Origin of the sequence: Algibacter lectus, assembly GCF_900112395.1 — a bacterium.
Taxonomy (GTDB): domain Bacteria; phylum Bacteroidota; class Bacteroidia; order Flavobacteriales; family Flavobacteriaceae; genus Algibacter; species Algibacter lectus.
In genome coordinates this window covers 67,833-90,731 of the sequence record NZ_FOLN01000001.1, presented here as the reverse complement: position 1 = coordinate 90,731, position 22,899 = coordinate 67,833, and the positions used below count along the sequence as shown (strand labels likewise).

Annotated in this window: 30 protein-coding genes; 5 read left to right on the top strand and 25 right to left on the bottom strand. The window is 32.0% G+C overall.

The window, feature by feature from the left end; translation table 11 throughout:
* Positions 1 to 10 precede the first annotated feature (10 nt).
* Together BM246_RS00375 and BM246_RS00370 are read left to right on the top strand one after the other, a co-directional pair.
* Positions 11 to 1,117, top strand: a complete 1,107-nt coding sequence (locus BM246_RS00375) for a DUF748 domain-containing protein (RefSeq protein ID WP_042505451.1) — start codon at positions 11 to 13, stop codon at positions 1,115 to 1,117.
* Between the two features lie 134 nt (positions 1,118 to 1,251).
* A complete protein-coding gene (locus BM246_RS00370; protein WP_042498602.1) occupies positions 1,252 to 1,743 on the top strand; it encodes a Dps family protein in 492 nt (163 codons plus the stop codon).
* A 60-nt stretch (positions 1,744 to 1,803) separates the two neighbouring features.
* Here the strand turns inward: BM246_RS00370 and BM246_RS00365 are convergent, their stop codons facing one another.
* The 3 genes from BM246_RS00365 to BM246_RS00355 form a co-directional block, all read right to left on the bottom strand.
* Complete coding sequence (locus BM246_RS00365; RefSeq protein WP_074935342.1) at positions 1,804 to 2,265, bottom strand: hypothetical protein; 462 nt, start codon at positions 2,263 to 2,265, stop codon at positions 1,804 to 1,806.
* A 21-nt stretch (positions 2,266 to 2,286) separates the two neighbouring features.
* Positions 2,287 to 2,511 (bottom strand): hypothetical protein, encoded by a 225-nt coding sequence (locus BM246_RS00360; RefSeq protein WP_042505446.1) that lies wholly within the window; start codon positions 2,509 to 2,511, stop codon positions 2,287 to 2,289.
* A gap of 200 nt (positions 2,512 to 2,711) precedes the next feature.
* Positions 2,712 to 3,509 (bottom strand): hypothetical protein, encoded by a 798-nt coding sequence (locus BM246_RS00355; protein WP_139221812.1) that lies wholly within the window; start codon positions 3,507 to 3,509, stop codon positions 2,712 to 2,714.
* 308 nt (positions 3,510 to 3,817) lie between these two features.
* Between BM246_RS00355 and BM246_RS00350 the strand changes: the two genes are divergently transcribed.
* A complete protein-coding gene (locus BM246_RS00350; RefSeq protein ID WP_074935340.1) occupies positions 3,818 to 4,417 on the top strand; it encodes an MCP four helix bundle domain-containing protein in 600 nt (199 codons plus the stop codon).
* Positions 4,418 to 4,616: 199 nt separating this feature from the next.
* On the opposite strand, the gene BM246_RS00345 is transcribed toward BM246_RS00350, so the two are convergent.
* The 7 genes from BM246_RS00345 to BM246_RS19865 form a co-directional block, all read right to left on the bottom strand.
* A complete protein-coding gene (locus tag BM246_RS00345) occupies positions 4,617 to 5,129 on the bottom strand; it encodes a hypothetical protein (protein ID WP_074935339.1) in 513 nt (170 codons plus the stop codon).
* 92 nt (positions 5,130 to 5,221) lie between these two features.
* Positions 5,222 to 5,704: a DUF4240 domain-containing protein gene (locus BM246_RS00340; RefSeq protein ID WP_074935338.1), complete on the bottom strand. Its 483-nt coding sequence runs from the start codon at positions 5,702 to 5,704 to the stop codon at positions 5,222 to 5,224.
* A 149-nt stretch (positions 5,705 to 5,853) separates the two neighbouring features.
* Complete coding sequence (locus BM246_RS00335; protein ID WP_074935337.1) at positions 5,854 to 6,723, bottom strand: carboxypeptidase-like regulatory domain-containing protein; 870 nt, start codon at positions 6,721 to 6,723, stop codon at positions 5,854 to 5,856.
* 236 nt (positions 6,724 to 6,959) lie between these two features.
* Positions 6,960 to 7,508, bottom strand: coding sequence for a hypothetical protein (locus tag BM246_RS00330; RefSeq protein ID WP_074935336.1), 549 nt, complete (start codon positions 7,506 to 7,508; stop codon positions 6,960 to 6,962).
* Positions 7,509 to 7,724: 216 nt separating this feature from the next.
* A complete protein-coding gene (locus BM246_RS00325; RefSeq protein ID WP_074935335.1) occupies positions 7,725 to 8,756 on the bottom strand; it encodes a helix-turn-helix domain-containing protein in 1,032 nt (343 codons plus the stop codon).
* 26 nt (positions 8,757 to 8,782) lie between these two features.
* Positions 8,783 to 8,929, bottom strand: coding sequence for a DUF5670 family protein (locus tag BM246_RS20230; RefSeq protein ID WP_227805986.1), 147 nt, complete (start codon positions 8,927 to 8,929; stop codon positions 8,783 to 8,785).
* A gap of 25 nt (positions 8,930 to 8,954) precedes the next feature.
* Complete coding sequence (locus BM246_RS19865; RefSeq protein ID WP_159140036.1) at positions 8,955 to 9,098, bottom strand: hypothetical protein; 144 nt, start codon at positions 9,096 to 9,098, stop codon at positions 8,955 to 8,957.
* 228 nt (positions 9,099 to 9,326) lie between these two features.
* Here BM246_RS19865 and BM246_RS00320 point away from each other — a divergent pair, with 228 nt between their 5' ends.
* Positions 9,327 to 10,121 carry a TerC family protein gene (locus tag BM246_RS00320; protein ID WP_042503372.1) on the top strand — a complete coding sequence of 265 codons (795 nt, stop codon included), beginning with the start codon at positions 9,327 to 9,329 and terminating at the stop codon, positions 10,119 to 10,121.
* Positions 10,122 to 10,187: 66 nt separating this feature from the next.
* Here BM246_RS00320 and BM246_RS00315 read toward each other — a convergent pair whose 3' ends face one another.
* The 10 genes from BM246_RS00315 to BM246_RS00270 all read right to left on the bottom strand — a co-directional run bounded on the left by BM246_RS00315 (position 10,188) and on the right by BM246_RS00270 (position 17,025).
* Positions 10,188 to 12,755 carry an ATP-binding protein gene (locus BM246_RS00315; RefSeq protein ID WP_074935334.1) on the bottom strand — a complete coding sequence of 856 codons (2,568 nt, stop codon included), beginning with the start codon at positions 12,753 to 12,755 and terminating at the stop codon, positions 10,188 to 10,190.
* Between the two features lie 169 nt (positions 12,756 to 12,924).
* The gene (locus BM246_RS00310; protein ID WP_074935333.1) at positions 12,925 to 13,371 is read right to left on the bottom strand and encodes a response regulator; all 447 of its coding nucleotides are present in this window, start codon (positions 13,369 to 13,371) and stop codon (positions 12,925 to 12,927) included.
* Between the two features lie 15 nt (positions 13,372 to 13,386).
* Positions 13,387 to 13,938 (bottom strand): helix-turn-helix domain-containing protein, encoded by a 552-nt coding sequence (locus BM246_RS00305; protein ID WP_074935332.1) that lies wholly within the window; start codon positions 13,936 to 13,938, stop codon positions 13,387 to 13,389.
* A 300-nt stretch (positions 13,939 to 14,238) separates the two neighbouring features.
* Entirely contained in the window at positions 14,239 to 14,574 is a 336-nt protein-coding gene (locus tag BM246_RS00300; RefSeq protein ID WP_042503379.1) for a hypothetical protein, read from the bottom strand.
* Between the two features lie 91 nt (positions 14,575 to 14,665).
* Positions 14,666 to 14,857 (bottom strand): hypothetical protein, encoded by a 192-nt coding sequence (locus BM246_RS00295; RefSeq protein ID WP_042498647.1) that lies wholly within the window; start codon positions 14,855 to 14,857, stop codon positions 14,666 to 14,668.
* Positions 14,858 to 14,933: 76 nt separating this feature from the next.
* Positions 14,934 to 15,095 (bottom strand): DUF1328 domain-containing protein, encoded by a 162-nt coding sequence (locus BM246_RS00290; protein WP_074935331.1) that lies wholly within the window; start codon positions 15,093 to 15,095, stop codon positions 14,934 to 14,936.
* Between the two features lie 245 nt (positions 15,096 to 15,340).
* On the bottom strand, positions 15,341 to 15,790 hold the full coding sequence (locus BM246_RS00285; protein WP_074935330.1) for a ferritin-like domain-containing protein: 450 nt from the start codon (positions 15,788 to 15,790) through the stop codon (positions 15,341 to 15,343).
* A 325-nt stretch (positions 15,791 to 16,115) separates the two neighbouring features.
* Positions 16,116 to 16,322, bottom strand: coding sequence for a DUF6327 family protein (locus BM246_RS00280; protein WP_042498656.1), 207 nt, complete (start codon positions 16,320 to 16,322; stop codon positions 16,116 to 16,118).
* On the bottom strand, positions 16,322 to 16,669 hold the full coding sequence (locus tag BM246_RS00275; RefSeq protein WP_042503383.1) for a hypothetical protein: 348 nt from the start codon (positions 16,667 to 16,669) through the stop codon (positions 16,322 to 16,324). The genes BM246_RS00280 and BM246_RS00275 overlap by 1 nt, the downstream gene beginning before the upstream one ends.
* A 26-nt stretch (positions 16,670 to 16,695) precedes the next feature.
* A complete protein-coding gene (locus tag BM246_RS00270) occupies positions 16,696 to 17,025 on the bottom strand; it encodes a YtxH domain-containing protein (RefSeq protein WP_042498659.1) in 330 nt (109 codons plus the stop codon).
* A gap of 200 nt (positions 17,026 to 17,225) precedes the next feature.
* Here BM246_RS00270 and BM246_RS00265 point away from each other — a divergent pair, with 200 nt between their 5' ends.
* Entirely contained in the window at positions 17,226 to 18,581 is a 1,356-nt protein-coding gene (locus tag BM246_RS00265; RefSeq protein WP_175489751.1) for an NAD-dependent succinate-semialdehyde dehydrogenase, read from the top strand.
* Positions 18,582 to 18,741: 160 nt separating this feature from the next.
* On the opposite strand, the gene BM246_RS00260 is transcribed toward BM246_RS00265, so the two are convergent.
* The 5 genes from BM246_RS00260 to BM246_RS00240 all read right to left on the bottom strand — a co-directional run bounded on the left by BM246_RS00260 (position 18,742) and on the right by BM246_RS00240 (position 22,797).
* A complete protein-coding gene (locus BM246_RS00260) occupies positions 18,742 to 20,136 on the bottom strand; it encodes an NAD-dependent succinate-semialdehyde dehydrogenase (RefSeq protein ID WP_074935328.1) in 1,395 nt (464 codons plus the stop codon).
* Between the two features lie 48 nt (positions 20,137 to 20,184).
* On the bottom strand, positions 20,185 to 20,493 hold the full coding sequence (locus tag BM246_RS00255; RefSeq protein WP_074935327.1) for a hypothetical protein: 309 nt from the start codon (positions 20,491 to 20,493) through the stop codon (positions 20,185 to 20,187).
* A gap of 118 nt (positions 20,494 to 20,611) precedes the next feature.
* Positions 20,612 to 20,911, bottom strand: coding sequence for a ribosome hibernation-promoting factor, HPF/YfiA family (hpf, locus tag BM246_RS00250; protein ID WP_042498669.1), 300 nt, complete (start codon positions 20,909 to 20,911; stop codon positions 20,612 to 20,614).
* A gap of 50 nt (positions 20,912 to 20,961) precedes the next feature.
* Entirely contained in the window at positions 20,962 to 21,603 is a 642-nt protein-coding gene (locus tag BM246_RS00245; RefSeq protein WP_074935326.1) for an NADPH-dependent F420 reductase, read from the bottom strand.
* A gap of 183 nt (positions 21,604 to 21,786) precedes the next feature.
* The gene (locus BM246_RS00240; RefSeq protein WP_074935325.1) at positions 21,787 to 22,797 is read right to left on the bottom strand and encodes an AI-2E family transporter; all 1,011 of its coding nucleotides are present in this window, start codon (positions 22,795 to 22,797) and stop codon (positions 21,787 to 21,789) included.
* Positions 22,798 to 22,899 lie beyond the last annotated feature (102 nt).

Sequence of the window (22,899 nt, the reverse complement as noted above, 5' to 3'; positions counted from 1 at the left end):
AACATAACACATGGAAAAGAAGAAAAACAGAGGCTTGAGGAAAAAACGATATACCATACCAGTGATTATTATTGGTGTTTTAATCTTGTTTAGAATATTATTACCTTTTATGGTTAAAAAGTATGTAAACAACGTACTTGCTGATATTCCTGGGTATTATGGTCAGGTTTCAGATATTGATATTTCACTTTTTCGTGGTGCTTATGTAATTCATAATTTATATTTAAATAAGATAGATGCAGGCTCTGAAGTGCCATTTATTAAGTTAGCCGAAACAGATATTTCTATAGAATGGCGCTCTTTACTTAAGGGTAGAGTAGTGAGTGAAATTATAATGACGAGTCCTCAGTTTATTTATGTTTTTGAAGATCAACAAAAAGATGAAGCCGCCGATCCAGATATTGACGATTGGACCAAAGCCTTAACAGATTTGGTGCCTATTGATATTAATAATCTTAAAATTATAGATGGTAAAGCAGCCTTTGTGCAACTTACTGCCGACCCAAATATCGATTTAAATTTAAACCAAATTCAGTTAAACGCCACCAACCTTAGAAATGTAGAACGTACTGAGCGCGAATTGCCTTCGGAAATTAATGCTACTGCCATGTCTATTGGGGAAGGTCGTTTTACCTTAAACGGAAAAATGGATTTAGTAAAGCAAATTCCAGATATGGATGTATCGTTTTCTTTGGAAGATGCTTCTGTAACGGCTTTAAACGATTTTACTAATTATTACGCAGGTATCGATTTTGCTGAGGGTAGTTTTAATGTGTTTAGCGAAATAGCCATTGCCGATGGTTTTTTAACTGGTTATGTAAAACCATTACTGAAAGATTCTAAATTAATAAGTGCCGAACAAGACAGTTTTTTAAACACGCTTTGGGAAGGTTTTGTAGGCTTTTTTAAGTTTGTTCTTAAAAATAAAGGCAATAATACCTTAGCAACAAAGGTGCCCTTGTCTGGCGATTTAAACCAAGTGAAGACCAAAGTATGGCCAAGTATTTATAACGTCTTTAAAAACGGATGGATAGAAGCTTTTAAAGGTGTTGTAGATAATGATATTAATTTTGAAGATGCCGAAAAAGCAAGCAAAAAGGAAGATAACAAAAAGTAAGTTGAGACTTAAGCCGAAAAATTTACTGTTCTAAAGGCTTAATTTTTTAGCGCTAATTATTAAATGTTTAGCGTTAATTGAAACTGCTGGTTACTAGTATCTTTATACTATAAACATAAAAAAAATAAAAGAAAATGGAAACAACAACAGCAGCCATAGGCATTAAGAAAGATAATAGAAAAGCAGTAGTAGAAATGTTAAAGCAACTACTTGCCGATGAATATGTAATGTATACTAAATACAGAAACGCGCACTGGAATGTTGAAGGAATTGATTTTCATAGTAAGCATGTGTTCTTTGAAGAAGAATATGGAAAACTAGAAAATACCATTGACGAAGTTGCAGAACGTATCCGTATGTTAGGCTTTTATTCGCCAGGAAGTATGCAACAGTTTATAGAACTTTCTGAATTGAAAGAAAACGGACCAGACACTAATGATAGTGCTAGTTTTATGAAGGTTTTATTAGAAGATCACGAAACAGTGATAAAATTTATAAGAGAAAATATTGGCGACAACGCCGAAGCACATAACGATGAAGGTACAGCCGATTTTATTACCGGTATTATGCAAATGCATGAGCAAATGGCTTGGATGTTACGTTCGTCTTTAAAAACGTTTAAATAGAAAATAAAAATTGCTAGAAAAAAAAACGGTAAGAGGAAACTCTTACCGTTTTTTTGTTTTCTAATTTTGATCTAGATAAGTTTTAAAATTTATTATTAACCGTTTATACTCATGCTGAATCACCTTTGTGAGGATTAAAAAGGCTACAGGGAAAATAAAATAAGCTGGTATAAAAATGCCTATTTGCAACCATAAATCTATTATTAGCATAAGTATGGGGAGGCAAAGTAAAAATAATAACCAATATCTACTTTTAGTCTCTAAAGATATTTTTGTTTTTAAACTAGATAATTTGGTTAAATTCCCTTTGGCTATGATGTCACTTTTGGTGTTATGATAATGTGTATCGAAAGTTAAGCTAGAGCCGAACGAGAACTTTAAACTGATAATGAAACGCGTCTCAGATTCCCATCTAAAATGAAAGGTTTCTATATCTTCATTGAGTTTCTCTTTTAAATCATCAATACTCAAATTTAAGATAATCTCTTCTTTGTGAGATTTTAATAGGGATGAGATATTCAATGTTTAAGAGATTTTCATGTATTAAAATGTTAAGACACTTGCCGATTTTAACACGAAAATTAAGGCAACCGTAAGTCCTCCACTAAAGTATAGAGCACCTTGCCAATAGAAAGTCCGTGTTTCCCATTGTTTCCACATGTTATTACCGTATTCCTTTTCGGCATAAGCACGAGTTAATCTCCAATACAGAAAAGTAATTACTACAAAAAGGCTTATTGCTAAAAGTATTATCGAAGTCTTTTCCATGGTTTAATTTTTAGTTTATAAATAGATTTTACCCGTACTTGAGTGAATAACTAATTTAATTAATTTAAATGAGATAAGCATATTAAGCCTCAGGTTTTTTATAAGTTAGGTCACAAGGTAAGCCTGTATTTAAATTTCTTTTAAAACTTCGCATAAATCACAATGCTTGGCTTTAACCATTCTGTTTCAATAACTTCTTTTTATTCAATAGCATCTAAAAAAGGCTTCATCTCTAATAATTCAATATCATCACGTTTACGTAATTCCTTTAAAAACCAACCTTTATGTCCGGCGCCATATGTAATTAGTATGCGTTTTCCTTGATAGCGGTGTTTTTCTAAAGCCTTTTCAATATTCCAATAATGTGCGATATTAATATTTTCCCAGCCACCAAGGCCAAGCTCATCATTAAACAATTTATTATACGTTTGCAGGCTTATATCTTGAATGCTATCATATTCATTTGTATGGATAAAGTATGGATTATTTACTTTACCACTAGCCAAATATAATGAATCTGAAAGTTTATTTCCTTTTACATATTCAGCCCAATCATCAGCTCTCGAAGTGTCTTGGCGAATGGCTCTTAATTTGGCCCCACGTTCGGCTGCCATATATTTTGTCCATCCAGCTGTTGGTATAATTTCAAACTTCATTTTCTTTGATAACGGAAAAATAACATCAACATATTCAGGGAAACGCATGGTACGAGGTTCCGAAATACTATCGTCTCTTTTAAACCCGTCCATGGCGGTTTTAAATGCCTTTGGAGGAATCTCGGTTAATATATAATCTGGATTTATTTCTGTTATTAACTTTTGGAGATAATCTATATTGTAAACACTATCGGTAAGGTGCCCACCGTGTATTGTGCCTAAAACTAAAACTTCATTTTTTGTTTTTTTATCAGAAGAAGCTTTTTCCTCAGGTTTATTACAACTTGTTACAGAGAAAAGTAAGATGAATAAAATGGAAAAATTGATTGTTACTTGTTGCATTAGATTTTTAGTTTTAATCATTTGTAAATGTATATAATTTGAGAATATCTACTATTATGACATTAGGTAGTCAATTTAATTTTTATTTCTTACAGTTTGTTTGTGTCCATAGTGGAAGTTTTTTTTGTAAGATGAGGATAAGCACAATAAGCGGGATCTAAGCACCAAAGTTTACAGACAAATTATAGACAGAAAATTTTAACGAAAATTTAGGAAATACACTCTTCCTGAGAGCGTATTGTGAGTCGTGATTCACACCCTTTTTTGTATATTTACAGTTAATGTTTAATCTCGAAAAGCTATAGAATATGGGGTTTTATAATAAATTAAAGTGGATACTTGGAATATTAATGGTTTTTGTTTTAATCATTGCAACTAACTTAATCGATAAGAACAATTTTGTTCGTGTTCGCGATTCTGTGGTTACAATTTACGAAGACAGATTAGTGGCGAATGATTTAATTTTTGAAATGCTAAAATCTGTTCAAGAAAAGGAATTAGCTGTAGCCATATCTGATTCTACTTTTTTTGATAATATAAACTCAAAAGTTAACCATAATATTGAAGCTTTAGTTTCTAGATTTGAGGAAACAAAATTAACCTCGCAAGAGGAGAATGTATTTACAGATTTAAAGCAGAATGTTAAGTTGTTGGTAGATGCTGAAACAAAGTTTTTACACTCTGGTTATGCTGATAATGCTCAAATTATTAAACATATTGAAAGCTTAAAAATCAACCTTAGTGATTTATCTAAAATACAGCTTACAGAAGGAAACAGGCAAATGTCTATAAGTAAACGTGCGCTTGATTCGGTAGAATTATTTACCCAAATTGAGATTTTTATATTGGTGTTCTTGGCTATTGTAATTCAGATTATCGTTATGTATAATCCTAAAACGAAGTCTTAAATACTGGTTTGTAAGCTATTGATAGAAGTTGTTGTAGCGGCTAGAATACAGTTTTTTATATCTTCAATTTTAGATAAAATTTCGGCTTTCTCAATCAGTTTATCGTCATAAAAAGTAATCCGTGATCATATTTATCTATATCGACGGTTAATCGATTTCCTTAATGTTTTTTCAAGAATAACTTGATGAGTTTTCATTTTTAATAAACTTTACAAATTCTCTCAAACATGGTGTCAAATTCATTAGAATTAAGCTTTTTTAAATTCATATGGTTGGTGTTTAAAAAATCTTTTAAATATTCCAATATGTCTTCTTGCAATAAATCTGTGGCCTCCGTTTTATATTGTTCAACTTTTTTCACTTTCGAACCTCCGAAAAATTGAACGAATTTTGAAGTCGGTACTATGTTAGATTCTTTAAATTCAACGACTAATTTTATATCATCGGGTTTTACACTTGGAGTAGGGTAAAGGTGCGGATAAATATGAAGGATATATTCTTTTTTGTACTTTTCATATTCTATTGAAAAATTCCAAGTGTTATCATTCATGATATCCGAATCATTCTGGTTTTCAGGTGTTGCTTTTTTGAGTAATTCAAACCAATTGATACTTTTATAGAGCTCTATGACTTCCTTAGTAGAAGAAACTGTAGTTTCTACACCCTTTTTTCCTGACAAAGAGTTTTCAAAAGCTATTTTATATTTTTCCATTTAGTTAATGCTTTAAATTCTAAAATTTTATTATTGGCTAGGTTCTGTTAATATCCGTAGAACTTTCAGTTTATTGAAAACGCTATTATATGCTATTCAATCCAACCTTCAGAATTTGAACAAGATTCCATAGAGTGTTTTGAGTATCTATCAAACTCTTCATTAAATAACTCCTCATATACTTGATATGCCGAGAAGCCAAAACCTTCCGCCTCTAAATCAAATTTTGCTTTAGATGGAGTTTTATCTATTAATTCATAATAGCTTTTTCCCATTCCTAAAATAAAGCATCTGCAGTATAAAAATCCATCATCAGAGCCATCTGTATACGTATGAATCTCTTTTCTGTCAATATGGTACATTCTTTCTTCAAGGATATGAATAAATTTAGTGAGTTCTTCTTTTTTTAGTTTTGATAATCGTTTGATATAGTTTTCTGTAATATCCTCTTCTAACTGATAACTTAATTGTTCTAAAGAATTCTCGTCATTATTTGCTTCATCTCTCTGTTTTTTTAGCTCTGGAGAATCTTGCCACGATTTTTCTATTATTTTCCAAAATTTTTCTTCTGTCATTTCTTTGTATGCTTTACAATGTTTTTTTTAATGATAGTTACGGTGTTGCATACGAGGGCTTAACGAATAAAATCATTTGAAGCAAACACATAACTACTTTTTTTTATCACTAAACCGTTATTATTTTCAACTGGTGTTGTAAGCAGTTTTTACTCACACATTGCGTTTAAATAAAAACTTAAATTTTGCCCTCCTTTATTCCAATTATCCATCGATTTTTCCCTGAAATAAGCTGTATGTGTTGGTGAGGTTGCAGTTGAAATTGCAAAATATTTACTCTTTTCATTTGCTTTTACGCTTTCAAGCCATTGAATTGTTACCGCAACCTCTTCGATTTCTTTGTTGAAAAAAATTTCATAAGGTTCTAAATCGACTTTAAACCAACCAAGAAAGTTGTCTTTTATTTCGAATACGATATTCTTTTTAACTATAAAATCTGATGGGAAACCGTCTTTAATTTTATAAAAATTCACTCTAAATTTTAAAGATTTGAAGTCATTTGAAGTTATATTAAAATTCAAATCTTTGATATGACAATTTCGTCTCATTTTAAACTTCATACCTCTTTCTTTACTCAAACGGTCATCGATATCCTTTTCATAATATGAGTAAAAATTCGAGTGCATCAATCCTAGACCTTTTGACGTTCTTCCAATTTTTTTAGATTTTATTTTTATCTTTTTTGAACTCACAACTACTTCATCTAATTCCATATTTTTTGGTTGAAGTAAAATCGGTTTTTTTATTTTATTTAGTTCCGAAACCAAATATTTTTCGGTTTTAAAACCAATGTATGAAAAAATAATAGTGTCTTTTGAAGATACTTTGTCATTTAATGAAAGTTTGAATAAACCATTATTATTAGAAACTGTTCCGACGGTTTTGTTTTTAATTCCAATATTAACATAGGAGAGAGGTTCATTATTTTCAAAATTCCATACTTCTCCAATTATTGTTTTTTCTTGAGAGTGAAGAATTATACTTATAAAAATTGATGTTATTGCGAAGAGAATTTTCATGAAAGTCGTTGATTTATGGTTAGTTGCAATGTTAAAAAATCAAAAATCATTTTTAGTTAAGAATTTTATAATTGGCGAAATCTTAAGATTCAGATACCGAATTTGTCGATTTCGAGGCAGTTCTTAAATTACTTACAACAAGTATATAAAAACAATCCCAAATAAAAAGGTGGGAGTTATTTCTATTCAGTTTATTTATAAAATTCAAAACTTCTTTAAAACACAGCTATTTTTTTTCATGTTAGATACTCGCTCATTATTAATGGATATATAAACTTCTCAGGAGCTAACTTTGTTTTTTCATATTCATTAATTACGTCAATATCTATTGCTCTTCGAAAATCTTCAATTATGTCTTTAAATTTTCTTATGTTCGATAAGTTCTCGTTTAGATACCCTCCATCTTTAAGGTAAATAAATTTTCTTAGTCTAACTAGATACTCTAGGTTTATTGCATGTGAATAAGAATTTATATATGTTTCGTTGTAGTTATATTTTATAAGTTTATTTACAAGATGCGTTTTTGCGCATATTTCTTGTTTGTCAATAGTATCACTATCGATTATACCTTTACTAATTTTTTGCCTTCTATCAATTTCTTTGTTAGCATAATATTCTTTTTTTTGATTATGTACTTTAATAATTATTTTGTCAAAACCTTCGCTTTTTGAAAAGTTAATATTACCTAAATAATATTCATGGAGTAATTCTATTTCATTTTTGCTAAGTGCTGATAAGTCTAAAATCCACTCATCTTTTATATTTTTAATCTCTTTCTTTTCCATATCTCATTTTTAAATATAATGTTTGTTTAAATTATCTACACAAAAATATAGAAACCATTGGACATAATTCAAAATACTGATTAGCAGATGTTAACTAGTTCTTAACGATTTGGTTGTTAATAACTATCCAAACCTTCCCAAAAACAAAAAATCCGCTAAGCTAGCGGATTTTTTCATTGTTATTTCGGGAGTATATCCCAAAAATTTGTTTATTAATTAGGCTGTTACAGCTACCGAATATTGATTTTCTTGGTAATACTTTGGGCTACAGTTATATTTTTCTTTAAAAATTTTAGAAAAATAACTTCTACTTGTCAATCCAACGGTGTAAACAATTTCAGAGATATTTAAGTCCGTTGTTTTCAATAGGTTTTCAGCTGTTTCTACACGGGTATTTCTAATAAAGTCCGATACCGTACGGTTGTGCAATAATTTAAAACCTTCTTGTAATTTTGCCGGAGACATACCACCTTTTTTACTTAAGTAAGCCAGTGTATATTTAATTTCCGGGTAGTTTTGTATAAAGTTAGATAACTCGTTAATGGTATCCATTTCGCCTCTGCTTAAAGACCCGAAGTTGGTTATGCCATTTTTAGTATCCTCGTTGTGTTGCTCAATTTCTAAAGCCAAAATCATGTGTACAATACCGTTAGTTAATAATTGTCTAACAATACCTTTTTGCTTAATAGCTTCTAATTGTTGTATTTTTTCTGAAATTCTCAAGTTATAAGATCCTATGTATGCAAAAATCTCTTTATCACCTTTAGGCATAAAGGTTTTTAAAAGTTGTGTTTGCAATAAGTTTATAGCATCGGCATCTTTAGTGCTAGATTGCGTATCGAAACTAATGTTAGAGAATTTTACTGTTTGTCCTTTTCTAAAAAAGAAACAGCTTGTTTTATGTGGATCGCTGGCAAATATTCCAGTTTGAAACTGGTTTAAAGAGCGTTGTTTACTATTTAATCCAAACCCGTGACTCATTTGCCCTTCTGAGCAATACAGAAAGTAAATAGGGTTAGTGGTTGGTGTGTTTCTAGCGATTACAGTATCGTTTTCAAACGTAATATTATATTCTAAGAAAGATATATTTTCGTTAACAGATACACCTTTAATTTCTCCCTTAGCGATGTTATTATCAATGTCTAAAGAGTATTCTTTATCTGCTGAATCTAAACGGCCACCTAGGTCTTCCTTTAGTTGGTTAAAGGTTTGTTCTAAATTATTTGTTTTAAGATCTATAACTTTCATAATAATGCTTTTTTAGGGTTAGGGTTTTATTTTTCTTTTAATACTCTTATTATTAGTACCACTGTTGCCGATACTAAAAATATGTGTGAAATAATGATAAGGTTGTACACAAAAAATCCAATGGCCCAAAGACCGAAAAGAACTATAGCGAGTACATTTAATATTTTAGACATATCATTAATTTAAAGTCAATATTTTTTAATAATTTGAATCTTGTTTAGTTCCTTCTGTAGAACTATCAGATGGGGTTGAAACATTATGTTCCGTATCGTTTAAAGTCTCTTTAGACCATCTACGTCCCACTCTCGAATTTGTTAGGTAATTTTGGCTGTTATTTTTCATAATTGGTCTGCTATTTTGTTTGATACAAAGTTCAGAAATAGACACACCTTTTTCGTTATACAATTTTGGTATTATGTTATATAATTATCGGAAAGTGCCTGTTTTAGGCCGTTAAACCATTAAATTTTGATGCAAACGAAGTATTTCTAGCAAACTGTGGTTAATTTTTTATAAATTTCATCTATATATTAAACCGTATTCAATTACACATAAAAAAGAGATTAAACCATGTTCGAAATATTTTCAAGTCCCGATGCTTGGGTAGCTTTATTAACCCTTACTTTTTTAGAAATTATATTAGGTATAGATAATATTGTGTTTATTTCCATAGCGGCCGATAAACTTCCGGAGCACCAACAGCGCAAAGCAACCAACTTAGGGCTCATGCTAGCCATGGTACAGCGTATTTTATTATTATTAGGTGTATCTTTCCTTGTAGGACTAAAAGAGCCGTTTTACACCATTACATGGTCTTGGTTAGAAGTTGGTATAAGTTGGCAAGCACTTATTTTGTTTTTCGGTGGGCTCTTTCTATTGTATAAGAGTACTTCAGAAATTCATGAAAAACTAGACGAACCAGGGCAGGAGGAGCAAGAATTAAAAGGAAAAAAGATAACCTCACTTTCTAATGCCATTGTGCAAATTGTAATTATAGATTTTATTTTTTCTATAGATTCTATACTAACAGCCGTTGGGATGACAAACGGTATTGGCGAACACCATAACGATGCCCTTATATTAATGATAATAGCTGTAGTAATATCTATATTAATAATGATGTTGTTTGCAAACCCAATACGCGAGTTTATTAGCGAGCACCCATCTATGCAATTACTAGCTTTATCTTTTTTAATACTTATTGGCTTTATGCTAATTACTGAAGCAGCGCATTTATCGCACACCGTAATATTCGGACAAACCATTGGTGCTATTCCAAAAGGATACTTATATTTTGCTATTGCATTTTCACTTTTAGTAGAATTTTTAAATATGAAGTTGAAGAAAAAAACAATCAAAAAATAAGCGCATCGTGTTTAAAGATGCGCTTTGTAATTTTGTTTTATAGGAAACATTTCGGGCTACCCAACTCTAAGCAGGCAAGTAAATACAGAATGTAGAACCTTTACCAGGTTCACTCTGCGCTACAATATGTCCTTTATGGTTTAAAACGATTTTCTTGCAAATGGCTAAGCCAATTCCGGTTCCCGAATATTCATCTTTTTGATGTAAACGCTCGAAGAGGCCGAATATTTTTTCGGCATTTTCTTGATCGAAACCAATACCATTATCCATTATAGATATGCGGTAGTAGTTTTTACGTTTCTTATCAAAAACCTCAGAGATTTTATTTCTAGATAGCTTTTTACAGTCTATAACAATTTTTGGAGGCTCTGTAGTGCTACCATATTTAATAGCATTAGAAACTAAGTTATTAAACAGTTGTTCCATTTGAAAAGGAATGGCTTTTAATGATGGTAAATTATCTATAGCAATATCAACGCCAGTTTCCTCAATACGTTCTTCCAGATCGCCCAATACTTTTTCCATAGTATCGTTAAGTGATATTTTTATAAAATCTTTTTTAGTTCGGTTAATACGCGAGTAGGCAAGCAGATACTTAATAAGCGTTTGCATACGGTTTGCAGAACTATCTATTTTTTCAAAATACATTTTTCCCTTATCGGAAAGTTTATCTAGTTCACGATCCGAAAGACGCGAAATAAACATTTGTATTTTTCGCATAGGCTCTTGTAAATCATGACTCGCCACACGGTTGAAACTTTCCAATTCGGCATTAGAACGTTTTAGCTCTTCATTCTTATTTCTTAATTTTTCTTCAGTTTTTACACGGTTGGTTATATCTTGAACCACACCAACAGATGCCGGCCTACCATCTTTAATTACTTTTTGTCCGTTTACGTAAATATGCTTTACGTTTCCTTTTTTGGTAATAACACGGTAGGTGTGTATATTGGAGTTTCCTTTTTCTACAGTTTCCTCACCTAATTGATCGTAACGCGGTAAATCGTCGGGATGCACCAGCTCTCGGTAACTATCGAAGGTGACGTCAAATTCATTAGGTGTAAATCCTAAAATTCTATAAAAATTGTCCGATATATTTGCAGCTCCTGTATCTAAATACCAAACATAACTACCAATATCTGCAACACCTTCGGCATCTTTAAAAATGGAGTTTTGTATTTCTAGTTCAGCATTTAAATCGTTTAATTTTGCAGCTCTTGTTTTTTCTAGTGTAATATCACTGGTAGTTATCGTTACGCCATCGTTAAGTTTAATGGCTGTAGCTTGAAACCATTTGGTTTCACCATCTTTTTCAAAGTTGGTTTCGTATTCAATTTGGCGTTCTTCTTCAATACAAGTTACCATTTTTTCGAATACACCATTTTCAAATATTGTTGGATAAATTTCTGAAGCTTTTTTATGCTTAACATCGGCGGGAATATCGCCAATAACGTCGCTAATAGCATCGTTAATAAACAAGGTATCGAAATCAATAATTTTACCAGCGGCATCTCTAATAGACTTAAAGTGCATAACAATATTAGACGTGCTTTTAAATATGTTACTTAAAAAAGCACGATTATCTAGCAGTAAAAGGTTTTGAGTTTGTAGTTGGTCTTTAGCCGAAATTAAGTTTTGCTTAATATCATATTCTTCTGTGGTATCGCTGGCAGTAGCCAAAACACCATCGTTTAGTTTAACCACATTGGTTTTAAAACGATATTTGATACCATTAAAGTTATTGGTTTTTTCGAAGCGTTGGGTTTCGCCAGTGTTGTAGCAGGTTACCATAGCATCAAAAACACCGTTTTCAAAATGTATTGGTAATACCTTAGAAAGTAATTGGTTTTCTAAAACAAGAGGCGATGTGCCTAATACATCTTCAATATTTTCGTTAACGTAAATAATTTTAAAATCGGTTATTTTATCGTCTTCATCTTTAATAGGCGTATAGTAACTAACTATGTTTTCAGTGTTTTTTAATACACTTTCTAGGAAGGCTGTAGTTCTATCGTTTTTTTTACGCTGTTTGTTAATTTGCCAAAACGAGATTATAAAAATAAGCAGGGCAAACATGCCTAAAAATAACGTCATTATTGGGTTTAGTCGTCTCGATTCCGAAAACTCTTCTTGGCGACGCGACAACAGAATTTCTTCGTGGCCCAACATGTTGGCCTTAATAGTTTCTATTTTTCGCATTAATGCCGAAACATCTCGTAAATGTGCGTTTTGTAGTTCTTTATCGGCTGTAGCCTCGGTATTTAACGCTTCTATACTTTTATAAAAAGAAGCTTCTAAACCTATAAGTTCTTCTAAATTCTTCTGCTGTTTAGCGTTGTCTTTAGTTAAAATATCTAAACGTTTAAATATTTTAAGTGTAGTATCTTTTTGGTTTTTTAATAAGGTTTCGCGATCGAAATTGTTTAGCAACTTGTTTTCAAAAATTCGAGACTGCATCATGGCATATTGCGAAAACAGACTGTTAATCTCGGTTTCTACACGTAAGGTGTGCATTACCATTTCGGCCGTTTTCTCTAATTCTCTAATTTGCTTGTAGCTATTACTGCCTAAATACATTAACACCGATAGGGCCAAAATAAGGAGTACAATAAATATTTTGTATGTTTTAATCACCTTCTAATTCGAATTTATATGAATGATAACCTCGCTAAAGTAAGGAAACTATTTTTTAAAAAACCGTTTCAGTTAATCCTGTAATCGATTGAGTTAAAAAAAATAGTAAATGAGCACAGAAAAGAATGTTTTCTGTGCTATACAGCTATAAACCTTGAAGAAATGCACGTTATAAGCGCAATAAAAAGTTGTCCCTATTAAGCGCAGAGGTGTGGTATTGCCAGTTTATTTTTAAAACTTTATCTATGGCTTTTTTAAGCGCAGAAAAACTGTTAGGTTTATTGATGTAAACATTTGCACCGTTAACAAAGGTGTTTTCAATATCTTCTTCAGATGAAGATGTAGAATATATAGCAACGCAAAGCTCTTTAAGTTTATCGTTAGCACGAATTTCTTTTAAGCATTGCATACCATTTTTTATAGGCATATTTAAATCCAGAAATACAATTTCTGGTAAAATGGTATCAGGTAAAACCAAATAATCCATAAGGGCTTTACCATCATTAAATAACGATAGTTTAGTTTTTACATCAATTTCCGATATAGCCTCATCGAATAATAAGCGATCATCTTCATCATCGTCGGCCAAAACAATATTCATAACAGTTAACGGCATAGCTCTATAGTTTTATTATTCAATTTCTTGTCGTTTTTTAATAATGCGCTGAAAAGCAGAAGGCGTAAGGCCTGTTGTTTTTTTAAACTGCGCAGATAAATGGGCAACACTACTGTAATTTAGTTGGTGTGCAATTTCTGTTAAGGTAAAGTCTTCGTGAATAATAAGATGCTTGGCAAGGTCAATTTTTTTCAGAATAATGAAATTCTCAATTGAAGAATAGGTTATTTCTGAAAATACAGACGATAAGTGTGCATAAGAATAGTTTAACTCATCGGCCAAATAACTAGAAACATTATACTTTCTAGATTTTTCCGGATCGCTTATAAGTTCTGTTATTACGTCTTTTATGCGTTCTACTAAAACGTTTTGTGGATTGGCTAATATTTCAATGCCGTACTTATTAAAAGCTTCCTTTACGTTTTCGATTTCTAATGCAGAGAGTTTTTTCTGGAATTCAACTTCACCTAAGTTGTTAAGCTTGTACTCTAAACCGAGTGCTTCTAATTGTTCGTGTAAAACGGCTTTACAGATAAAAGTATAATCAAATTTGATATTTATTTTCATAAAACCAGACTAATATTGGATCTAAATTATTTAAAAAAAATGTACTTTTTTGAGTATAATTTTATTTCGATAAATATAGTGCTTTTATCGATATCAAAACTTTTTTTTAAAATGCTTAGAAAACAAATTAAATCTGTTAATTATTCAAAAATAATTAAAGTGATTTTGGGTGAAGTTGATATTACAGAAGTCTAAGTGTTTTGTAGTATGTTAATTGTGTTTATTTGTTTGTAATTTAAGGGTTTAGAGTAGGTTTGAAAACTCGTTTTTTAGACTGGGTTTAATAAAAAAATTAAACTATCAATTTAAAAAATTTGCTTCTTGAGATACGTTTTCCTTAGGAATCGCTTTAAAAAATTCGGCCGTACTAGTATCGCTAGATGGGCTGTAGTTTGCCAAAACGGTGCCTTTGTTACCTTCTCTTGTTTCAATGGCGTATAAAATGGACATGTCTGATGGATTACTGATGCCTTCAAAACGGTGTTCTGCAACTACTTTTATATCCATAGGGTAATACTCCTTTTTAGTTTCGGTACTCACTAGTTTATGGTTCACCATCATGAAATTGCTAGTAAAACCTTTTTCTTGGTACATTTTAATGTAATCTTTCTCGCTTTTTAAATTTTTCTTTTCCATGATTTTTTATTTTAAAGAAACAACGGGCTAGATCTTTAAGTAGAAATGCCCGTTGTTTGCTATTATATTAATTCTCTTTCTCTCAATACTATTAATTGTCGTCCGTAGCATCGTCAATTTCGTCTTCAATTTCTTCAACACCTTCTTCGATGTTGTCTCCAGCATCATCAATAGTTTCTTCAACTTTTTCTGATGTCGATTTTTCGTCTCTACAACTAGTGAAAGATGAGATTGAAATGGTGAATAATAAGGCGTATGCTAAGAATAAAAATGATTTTTTCATTGTGTATATGTTTTAATGGTTAATGTATTATTGGTGAGTTTTTTTCCTTGCCCCAATATTTGCAAGGTGAGTTTAATTATACCCTTTTATTTCCTCTAATTAAAGAGACTATAAATAGTACAATAAATATGAAGAATAATATTTTAGCGATGCTTGCCGCACCTGCTGCTATTCCTCCAAATCCGAAAACTCCGGCGATTAGTGCTAATATTATAAAAGTGACTGTCCAACGTAACATAGTAATTTGTTTTTAAGATTAATTTTTCAATTGATACTTTATCAATTTCCTTTATACAAAGATGCCATTTATGTAGCGTGTAGATTGCCGTAATCGGTTCTATTGTTAATCCATTTGCGAATTACCCTAATAAAATTGGGTGTTGCGACGTATAAAGCCGATAATGTTTTTAGTATAAATAAATTTAAAACAAAAAAAGGATGCTATTTAGCATCCCTTTTTTATTAGTAAGCATAAGTTTGATATTAACTTAAGTCTTCTAAAAATTTTATAGTGTTTAAATCAGATTTAATACTTTTCATTTGGTTGTTTAAAAGTGTTGCCGTACTTAATGGTAAAGCGGTATCTTTTAAAGCTTCTTCATATTCTGCTACTGCAGCTTTTTCTCCTCTAATAGATTCCTCTAACATAGATTCGGCATCGTTTGCAGAGAATAAGGCTTTTGTATCCATCCAGGCTCTATGTACAGTTCCTGTAACGCTACCACCTTTTTCTGGTTCTTCACCAAATTTTAAAATTTCGGCTTTCAATTCGTGTCCAAAATTGTAACGTTCTTTACTACGTTTTTTAAAGTATGGTTTTAATAAAGAGTGATCTGTGTTTTCTGCTGCTTTGGCATATCCTTTTTCAGCATCGTATGTTTTTTCTAAAATTTCGTTTAGTTTATTTCCTATTGTTTCTGTGTAAGTACTCATAGTATTTTTTTGTTTTTAATTAGTAGGCTTTTCTTTAATGATACAGCCTATTTAATATCACACTCAAATTTACTATTAATGAAAGGTTAACCTTAACGGAAACCATTCAGTTATTAGCTCTATTGATAAAGAGTTTGATTATTAGTTTGTTAAGGTGAGTTTTTACGCTGTGTTGAAAATTTGGGAAAGAGGTGTTTTTTAAACTTAGGATAATATAAGGAAGACGGTCACCCTTCATATTAAAACAAAAAAAATACAACTAAAACGTTTTAAGGTTCTAGTTGTATTTTTTTTGTTTTTGTAAAAAAATCTTGGGAATATTTTACTATTTAATAATTTTGCGTAGTAGCATTAGTACGCCGTATTTTTTAATGCCTGCTAGGGCTGTGCTTATCCAATTTGCTGGACTTAAGTCTTCTTTTAATTGATGTTTAGTCAATTTGAGTTCTTCTAAATGAATTTCGCGTTGAATACTCAATAGATGTAGTTCCGTATTAATTTCCTCTAAGGAATTATAATTTTTCTTTTTCATTAGTCAAAATAGTTTTCAGAGAGTTTTTTAATAACGTTATTTTCTATCTTTTTTCTCAGTAAATAAACAATACCGATTAAAACGAAGAATACGCCCGCTATACATAAGTAACCTAAAGCGGCACTTTCAAAATACGAACTTAAAGCGGCTGCTCCTGCAACGGCTAAAAATATAAGACCCAGCGTGCAAAGTATAGCGTAAATGGCTAACTTAATACCAGCAGTAGATAAAATAGCTAACTGCTGAAATACTTTTAATTCAAAGTAATTTTTAGAAGTTTGCACATAATCTTCTCCTGTTTTTACGGCCTTCGAGCTGGTCTCGTCTAATGCTTCAATTATTCCCATTTATGATTTCTTTTTTATAGTTCTTATTATGATTTTTGAAGTTTTTTATTCTTCGCTTTAAGGTCTGCTAATTTCGTTTCTAAGGTCGAGATAACGTCTTCTGCTTTGTGACTTGCATCTGATACAATATTGTTTAATTGCGTATCCAAGGTTTCTCTTTTAGAGGCTACCGTAGAAGCAGCTTTATCTCTAATATCTAATGTAGTTTCTGTAATGCTCTCTTTAGCAGATTCTGCTTGTTCGGCAATTCTTTTTCTTGTTGCAGATCCTTTATCAGGTGCAAAAAGAATTCCTAATGCAGCGCCTATTGCTGTTCCTGCTAATACTCCTAAAAATGTGTTTCCATTATTGTTCATGTTGTAAATGTTTTAAATTAATATTACTTCTTGTTTCTGTTACAAAGATGCAAGCTATTTACGGTTAGTATTAACGCAAACGCTTAAAATATTGACTTAGTCGGCATAGAAGGATATGAGGTAAAATGTAAATGGATTGTGTTATCTTTATTAATAATAAGTGCATACCTTGTTGAAGTATATTTAAAAATGAAATAATTATGATAACTACTAATAATCCCTTTAATAATAAGGATATAGAGACTTATAAATTACATACGGAGTCTGAAGTTCAGGAAATAATTGATAAAGGCGCTAATGCTTTTAAAGATTGGAAAATGAAAACTATTGGTGATAGAACTGATATGCTTAATAAGGTATCTCAATTGCTACTAGAAAGAAAACAGGAATACGCTGAATTAATGACGAAGGAGATGGGGAAACCTATTTCACAGAGTATAGCCGAAATAGAGAAGTGTAGTGCTGTATGTGATTTTTATGTAAAAAATGCGGCCTATTTTCTAGCAGATGAATTAATTAAAACCGATGCAAAAGAGAGTTTTATTAGTTATGATCCTTCTGGTACTATTTTAGCCATTATGCCATGGAACTATCCGTTTTGGCAAGTTATGCGCTTTGCAGCGCCAACACTTACAGCTGGTAATACAGCTATTTTAAAACATGCGTCTAACACCACAGGTTGTGCCTTGGCTATGGAACAATTGTTTATAGATGCTGGATATCCTGAAGGTTGTTTTCAAACCGTATTAATAGGGCATGAGGATATTGAAACTATTATAGCTGATGAAAGCGTCACTGGTGTTACCCTAACAGGAAGCGAAAAAGCCGGACGTAGCATTGCAGCTTTAGCCGGAAAGCATTTAAAGAAATCGGTTATGGAATTGGGCGGAAATAACGCTTGTATTATTCTAGAAGATGCAAAATTAGAAAAGCATATCGATACAATAGTAATGGCAAGAATGCAAAATGCAGGACAAAGTTGTATTGCTGCTAAACGTTTTATTGTGGTCGATGCTATTTATGATGAGTTTATAGAAGCCTTTAAAATACGTGTTGCTGAAATTAAAAAAGGAGATCCTATGGAAATGGATACCGAAATAGGTGTAATGGCTAGAAAGGATTTAGTAGAAGGTCTAGAAAAGCAAGTTGAAGACTCTATTAAAAAAGGCGCTAAAGTAACTTATGGTTATAATAACGATGGCAATTATTTTGAACCGACTATTTTAGAAGATGTAAAGCCAGGTATGCCAGCATTTGATGAAGAACTTTTTGGACCAGTAGCAGCGATTATTCGTGTAGCAGATAAGCAAGAAGCCATTGAGACTGCAACACATTCTAAATTTGGTTTAGGTACCATGATTTTTACAAAAGACTTAGAAGCCGCTAGAAGGCTTATTAGTGATATTCCTGATGGCGCATTTTTTATAAATGATATGGTAAAATCGGATCCTCAATTACCTTTTGGAGGTACAAAGGCTTCTGGTTATGGACGCGAATTGTCTCAGGAAGGTATATTAGAATTTGTGAATAAAAAAACGGTATATATCAAGAAATAGAAATCGAATAAAATAGATAGCGTTAATATAAAAAGAGCCCTATAATTAGGGCTCTTTTTACGTTTAGGGCATAAAAAAACCTCATCCTGAAATTACTTTCAAGATGAGGTTTTTGTTATTTAATTCTGTTTAATTTGAAAATCTATTCAAACTAAGCTTCTTATTTTTGTTGAGTAATGGCTTTTGCATTAGTAAACTCGCGTACACCAAAACCACCGTGTTCTCTTCCGTAACCCGAATCTTTTACGCCTCCAAAAGGCATATTAGGATATGCTAAGCCATAAGAATTAATATGTATCATTCCTGTATCAAAATGATTTTTGGCTAATTCTAAAGCTTTCTCTTCGTTTTTACTGAAAATTCCACCACCTAAACCAAATTTACTATCATTGGCAATACGCATAGCATCTTCATTATCTTTTGCTTTTATTAGAGACGCTACAGGTCCAAAAAGCTCATCGCTATATGCAGGTTGGCCTGGTTTTACATTATCTAAAACAGTAGAAGGGTAGAAGTAACCTTTTGTGTTCGGTATTTCGCCACCGCATAAAATTTTAGCACCGTTTTCAACACTTTTTGTTACTTTATCATGTAGTTCTTCTCTTAAATCTTTTCGAGCTATAGGGCCTAAATCGGTATCCGATTTTGTGGGATCACCAAGTTCCATAGCTTCCATATAGCTAACAAATTTTTCTTTAAAAGCATTGTATTCACTATCAACTATTATAAATCGTTTTGCGGCAACACAAGTTTGTCCGTTGTTATAAATTCTAGCTTTGGCACAAACTTCTGCTGCTAAATCTATATCAGCATCGTCTAAAACAACATAAGCATCATTACTACCAAGTTCTAAAACGGTTTTCTTTAATACTTCGGCAGATTTTATAGCTACGTGTTTTCCGGCTCCAGAACTACCTGTTAATGTAACACCTCTAACGGCATCGTTGGCAATAATTTCATCCGATACATCGTGATTAATTACTAGTACCTGAAATAGATCTTTTGGAAGTTCTGCTTCTTCATATATTTTCTTCAACATAATGGCCGATCCTGTTACGTTTTTTGCGTGTTTAAGTAAAACACCGTTTCCTGCCATTAAGTTGGCTATAGAATAACGAATAGGTTGATATAACGGGAAATTCCAAGGTTGAATACCATAAATCACACCTATTGGTGAATAATGTATAGTTCCTTTTCCGCCATCATAAAGTGGTCTGTGTTCATCTTGTAAATGTTTTAAACCTTCTGTAGCGGTATAGTCGCAAATGCCAATACATAATTCTATTTCTTCATAACTCTGTGAAATTAGTTTACCCATTTCCTGAGTCATAAGTTTAGCGTAAGCATCCTTATTTTTCTCTAAAGTTTTACCAATAGATTTTATAATTTTCGCACGTTCATCTAAAGATGTTAATTTCCACTTCAAAAAGGCGTTGTGGGCGTCTTTTACTTTGCTGGCAGCTTCTTTGCCGTCCATATATTTATATGCTGCTATTGTTTCTCCTGTTGCCGGATTAATAGTCTCAAAATTGGTTTTATCGTTTGTATTACTCATAATGTTTTCTTTCTTTTTCTAGTTTTTATTTATGGACTCAGGCGCGTTCTACTTTTCGCTTCTGCTTACATTGGCGCGTTCTGGAGCTTCTAAATTCTTTTTGTCTTCACCGCCTTGTCCAAAGAGGGTGTTTTCTTCGTCTGTAATAATTTGAGTGGTGTTAATACCACTTTTACTTCTTCCTGGGATATCTAAATCTTTCCCTTGAAAATCTATCGATTCTTCTCGGTCTAGTAATAATCTATCATCTTCAGAGTCTGCTCTCAGTCCTTTTTTTCCTAGGGCACTAATATCATCTTCTGTTATGTTAGAATTATAAGTTGCATCTGTATTATTTATATTTTCTGAAGTTTTCATTGTATTAAGTTTTAAGGGTTAATGTTAAAATGGGATGGCTTTAAAAGAAATAGGCCTCAACATCCAAAAGTTTGTCAAGACCATTTCCAACCACCTATAGTTATCTTTAATTAAGCGTTTATCTAGCTCCCATTTTATCTTTTGTCTTGTTTAGCTGAATTTCTAAATCTCTAATAGTTTCAGCTATAGCGGCTTCGAATGTTTCTGCATGTGTAGATGCAAAAATTCGCGGGCCAGGTAAGCTTAAGCGTATGTCACAAATTTGTTCTTTATCGTCTGTGCGATTTTGTACTTTAAAAAATACATCGGCGCGATGGACAAAATTGAATTTTTTCTGTAAGCTTTCGAGTTTGTCTTTTGCGATGGCCTCTAAGCTACTGCTAGCAGACACATCGTGATATTCATATATAATTTGCATGTGCTTTAGTTTTAATTAATTTCTTTTAAATATGTAAAGAAATTAAGGTGTTAAAATGATTTTTGAGAATGAATGGTATCTAAAAGTTCTGATTTAGAAACCGACATACCGTAAATTTCTTGATCGGGATCCATAATTTTAGAATCACTTAAGTTCCCAACGTAAACAGCATCGAAACCAATATCTTCTATAAGTTCTTTTACCACGTTTTTACTACTTTCATCTTGCGCGGCAAAAGGAACAGAGAGTTTATCTTGCATTCTAAAAGCACGATTTTTTAAGTGATCGGCTTGTATGGTATTAAATGCTTTGGCTGTTTTTGCCGTACCAAATTTCATGGCTGTATATTCTGAAGCATTATAATTAGCGTCTCTTACATTTTGTGCCATGTCGCCATCTCGAGATGGGTATGGGTTGGTAGCGTCTAAAATGATACTATTTGCATATTCGCCTGCGTAATGTTCTGCGATTTCATCAATGGCTTTAAACGGCATGGCTAATACATATACATCAGCTTTAGCTTCAAAAGTTTCTGTTACAGTTAAGGCTTTGGCATTAGCTCCAGCTTCTTTAACAAGACTTCCTAATTCTTCTGGGTGTCTCGAGCTAAATAGCACGTTATGGCCTGCTTGTGCCCAATGTTTTCCTAAATTTCCTCCAATTTTTCCGCTTCCTATTATTCCTATGTTCATAATTGTATGTTTTTATATTCTGAATTGCTTCAGAAAGGTTTATTATTCTTACTACTTCAATATTACAACTCAATGACGGTGTGGGTTGACTTGTTCCCGTTCTTTTTTGATGCTATCCATTATTCCGGATAAAATCCTTATAAATTAAATGGTATTGAACGTGTAAGTTGTTTCTATTACTATTTATTGAGTTTCTCCGTATTGTTTTTTGTAAATGCGAAGTACAATAAGGAATAGACTAACTAATAAAGGCCCGAAGATTAATCCGATAAAACCGAATAGTGGTACCCCAACCAAAACGCCCACTAAGGTTATTAAAGGGTGTACGTCGTCGAGCCTTTTTAAAATATATAGTCTAAACACATTATCTGTGGCCCCAATAGCCACAATACCGTAAATTAATATTCCCCAAGCCTGAAAAGTATCGCCATTAGATAGCGCTAGTAAAAACACAGGAATAGTACCCAATGCACTACCTACAAACGGAATCATAGAGCCAACAGTAACAATGGCTGCCCAAAAAAACGGGTCGGAAACTCCAAAGATTAGAAAGCCAATTAAGCTTACAATACCTTGACCAATAGCTACCAAAGGAATACCAAGGGCGTTTGCTTTTACATTGGCATTAGTTTCCTTGCCTATGGTTTTTAGGTTTTCATCTTTTATGGGGATATATTCAAATAATGATTCTTTTAATTTTTTTCTATTGGTAAGCATAAAAAACAAAAGGAAGTACATTAAAGTTATGGATATAACCATATTGAATGTGCCACCTGCAAAATTTTGTAATTTATCTGATAACCATGAGGTAATTGCTCCTGTGTCTATATCGGATGCCATATTTATATTGAAATATGATTCTACCCGTTCTAACTGACCTTTACCAGCATTAATTACTTTCTGAGAGTTATCTACTGCGTATTGAATTTTACTTCCCATCATAACACCTAAACCAGCTATAGGAACCATAATACATAAGAAAGAAAGTATCATTAAAACTATAGCCGCTAAATTGGGATACCAACCTTTATCGGTTAGTTTTTTCATAGGTTTTTTTAGAATAACGTAAATTGTTATTGCACCAAGAACACCACTTAAATAAGGTAGAATTTCCTGAAATATAAGTACGCCCATAAGTATTATAAGCAGTAATACAAAAACTTGTCTAATAATGTTTGGGTTAATTTGTTTCATAAGTGTTGGTGATTATAATGGTTTGTTTTCCATTACATCAAAATTCAGGATTTAAGATGAAATCAATTAATGGTATCGATTAAAAAGTTAACTCGTATAGAA

What these genes read in the sequence shown, in the direction of transcription:
- BM246_RS00340 (WP_074935338.1), bottom strand. Translation starts at nt 5,704, where the DNA reads ATGACAGAAGAAAAATTTTGGAAAATAATAGAAAAATCGTGGCAAGAT.
- BM246_RS00255 (WP_074935327.1), bottom strand. Translation starts at nt 20,493, where the DNA reads ATGAAAACTTCAGAAAATATAAATAATACAGATGCAACTTATAATTCT.
- BM246_RS20230 (WP_227805986.1), bottom strand. Translation starts at nt 8,929, where the DNA reads ATGTCTAAAATATTAAATGTACTCGCTATAGTTCTTTTCGGTCTTTGG.
- BM246_RS00350 (WP_074935340.1), top strand. Translation starts at nt 3,818, where the DNA reads ATGGGGTTTTATAATAAATTAAAGTGGATACTTGGAATATTAATGGTT.
- BM246_RS00275 (WP_042503383.1), bottom strand. Translation starts at nt 16,669, where the DNA reads ATGGGAATAATTGAAGCATTAGACGAGACCAGCTCGAAGGCCGTAAAA.
- BM246_RS00325 (WP_074935335.1), bottom strand. Translation starts at nt 8,756, where the DNA reads ATGAAAGTTATAGATCTTAAAACAAATAATTTAGAACAAACCTTTAAC.
- BM246_RS00335 (WP_074935337.1), bottom strand. Translation starts at nt 6,723, where the DNA reads ATGAAAATTCTCTTCGCAATAACATCAATTTTTATAAGTATAATTCTT.
- BM246_RS00290 (WP_074935331.1), bottom strand. Translation starts at nt 15,095, where the DNA reads ATGTTACGTTGGACAGTCACTTTTATAATATTAGCACTAATCGCCGGA.
- BM246_RS00305 (WP_074935332.1), bottom strand. Translation starts at nt 13,938, where the DNA reads ATGAAAATAAATATCAAATTTGATTATACTTTTATCTGTAAAGCCGTT.
- BM246_RS00240 (WP_074935325.1), bottom strand. Translation starts at nt 22,797, where the DNA reads ATGAAACAAATTAACCCAAACATTATTAGACAAGTTTTTGTATTACTG.
- BM246_RS00245 (WP_074935326.1), bottom strand. Translation starts at nt 21,603, where the DNA reads ATGAACATAGGAATAATAGGAAGCGGAAAAATTGGAGGAAATTTAGGA.
- BM246_RS00280 (WP_042498656.1), bottom strand. Translation starts at nt 16,322, where the DNA reads ATGAAAAAGAAAAATTATAATTCCTTAGAGGAAATTAATACGGAACTA.
- BM246_RS00370 (WP_042498602.1), top strand. Translation starts at nt 1,252, where the DNA reads ATGGAAACAACAACAGCAGCCATAGGCATTAAGAAAGATAATAGAAAA.
- BM246_RS00260 (WP_074935328.1), bottom strand. Translation starts at nt 20,136, where the DNA reads ATGAGTAATACAAACGATAAAACCAATTTTGAGACTATTAATCCGGCA.
- BM246_RS00310 (WP_074935333.1), bottom strand. Translation starts at nt 13,371, where the DNA reads ATGCCGTTAACTGTTATGAATATTGTTTTGGCCGACGATGATGAAGAT.
- BM246_RS00345 (WP_074935339.1), bottom strand. Translation starts at nt 5,129, where the DNA reads ATGGAAAAATATAAAATAGCTTTTGAAAACTCTTTGTCAGGAAAAAAG.
- BM246_RS00270 (WP_042498659.1), bottom strand. Translation starts at nt 17,025, where the DNA reads ATGAACAATAATGGAAACACATTTTTAGGAGTATTAGCAGGAACAGCA.
- BM246_RS00330 (WP_074935336.1), bottom strand. Translation starts at nt 7,508, where the DNA reads ATGGAAAAGAAAGAGATTAAAAATATAAAAGATGAGTGGATTTTAGAC.
- BM246_RS00320 (WP_042503372.1), top strand. Translation starts at nt 9,327, where the DNA reads ATGTTCGAAATATTTTCAAGTCCCGATGCTTGGGTAGCTTTATTAACC.
- BM246_RS00360 (WP_042505446.1), bottom strand. Translation starts at nt 2,511, where the DNA reads ATGGAAAAGACTTCGATAATACTTTTAGCAATAAGCCTTTTTGTAGTA.
- BM246_RS00355 (WP_139221812.1), bottom strand. Translation starts at nt 3,509, where the DNA reads ATGCAACAAGTAACAATCAATTTTTCCATTTTATTCATCTTACTTTTC.
- BM246_RS00285 (WP_074935330.1), bottom strand. Translation starts at nt 15,790, where the DNA reads ATGAGTACTTACACAGAAACAATAGGAAATAAACTAAACGAAATTTTA.
- BM246_RS00295 (WP_042498647.1), bottom strand. Translation starts at nt 14,857, where the DNA reads ATGAAAAAATCATTTTTATTCTTAGCATACGCCTTATTATTCACCATT.
- BM246_RS00265 (WP_175489751.1), top strand. Translation starts at nt 17,226, where the DNA reads ATGATAACTACTAATAATCCCTTTAATAATAAGGATATAGAGACTTAT.
- BM246_RS00375 (WP_042505451.1), top strand. Translation starts at nt 11, where the DNA reads ATGGAAAAGAAGAAAAACAGAGGCTTGAGGAAAAAACGATATACCATA.
- BM246_RS19865 (WP_159140036.1), bottom strand. Translation starts at nt 9,098, where the DNA reads ATGAAAAATAACAGCCAAAATTACCTAACAAATTCGAGAGTGGGACGT.
- hpf (WP_042498669.1), bottom strand. Translation starts at nt 20,911, where the DNA reads ATGCAAATTATATATGAATATCACGATGTGTCTGCTAGCAGTAGCTTA.
- BM246_RS00300 (WP_042503379.1), bottom strand. Translation starts at nt 14,574, where the DNA reads ATGGAAAAGAAAAATTTAAAAAGCGAGAAAGATTACATTAAAATGTAC.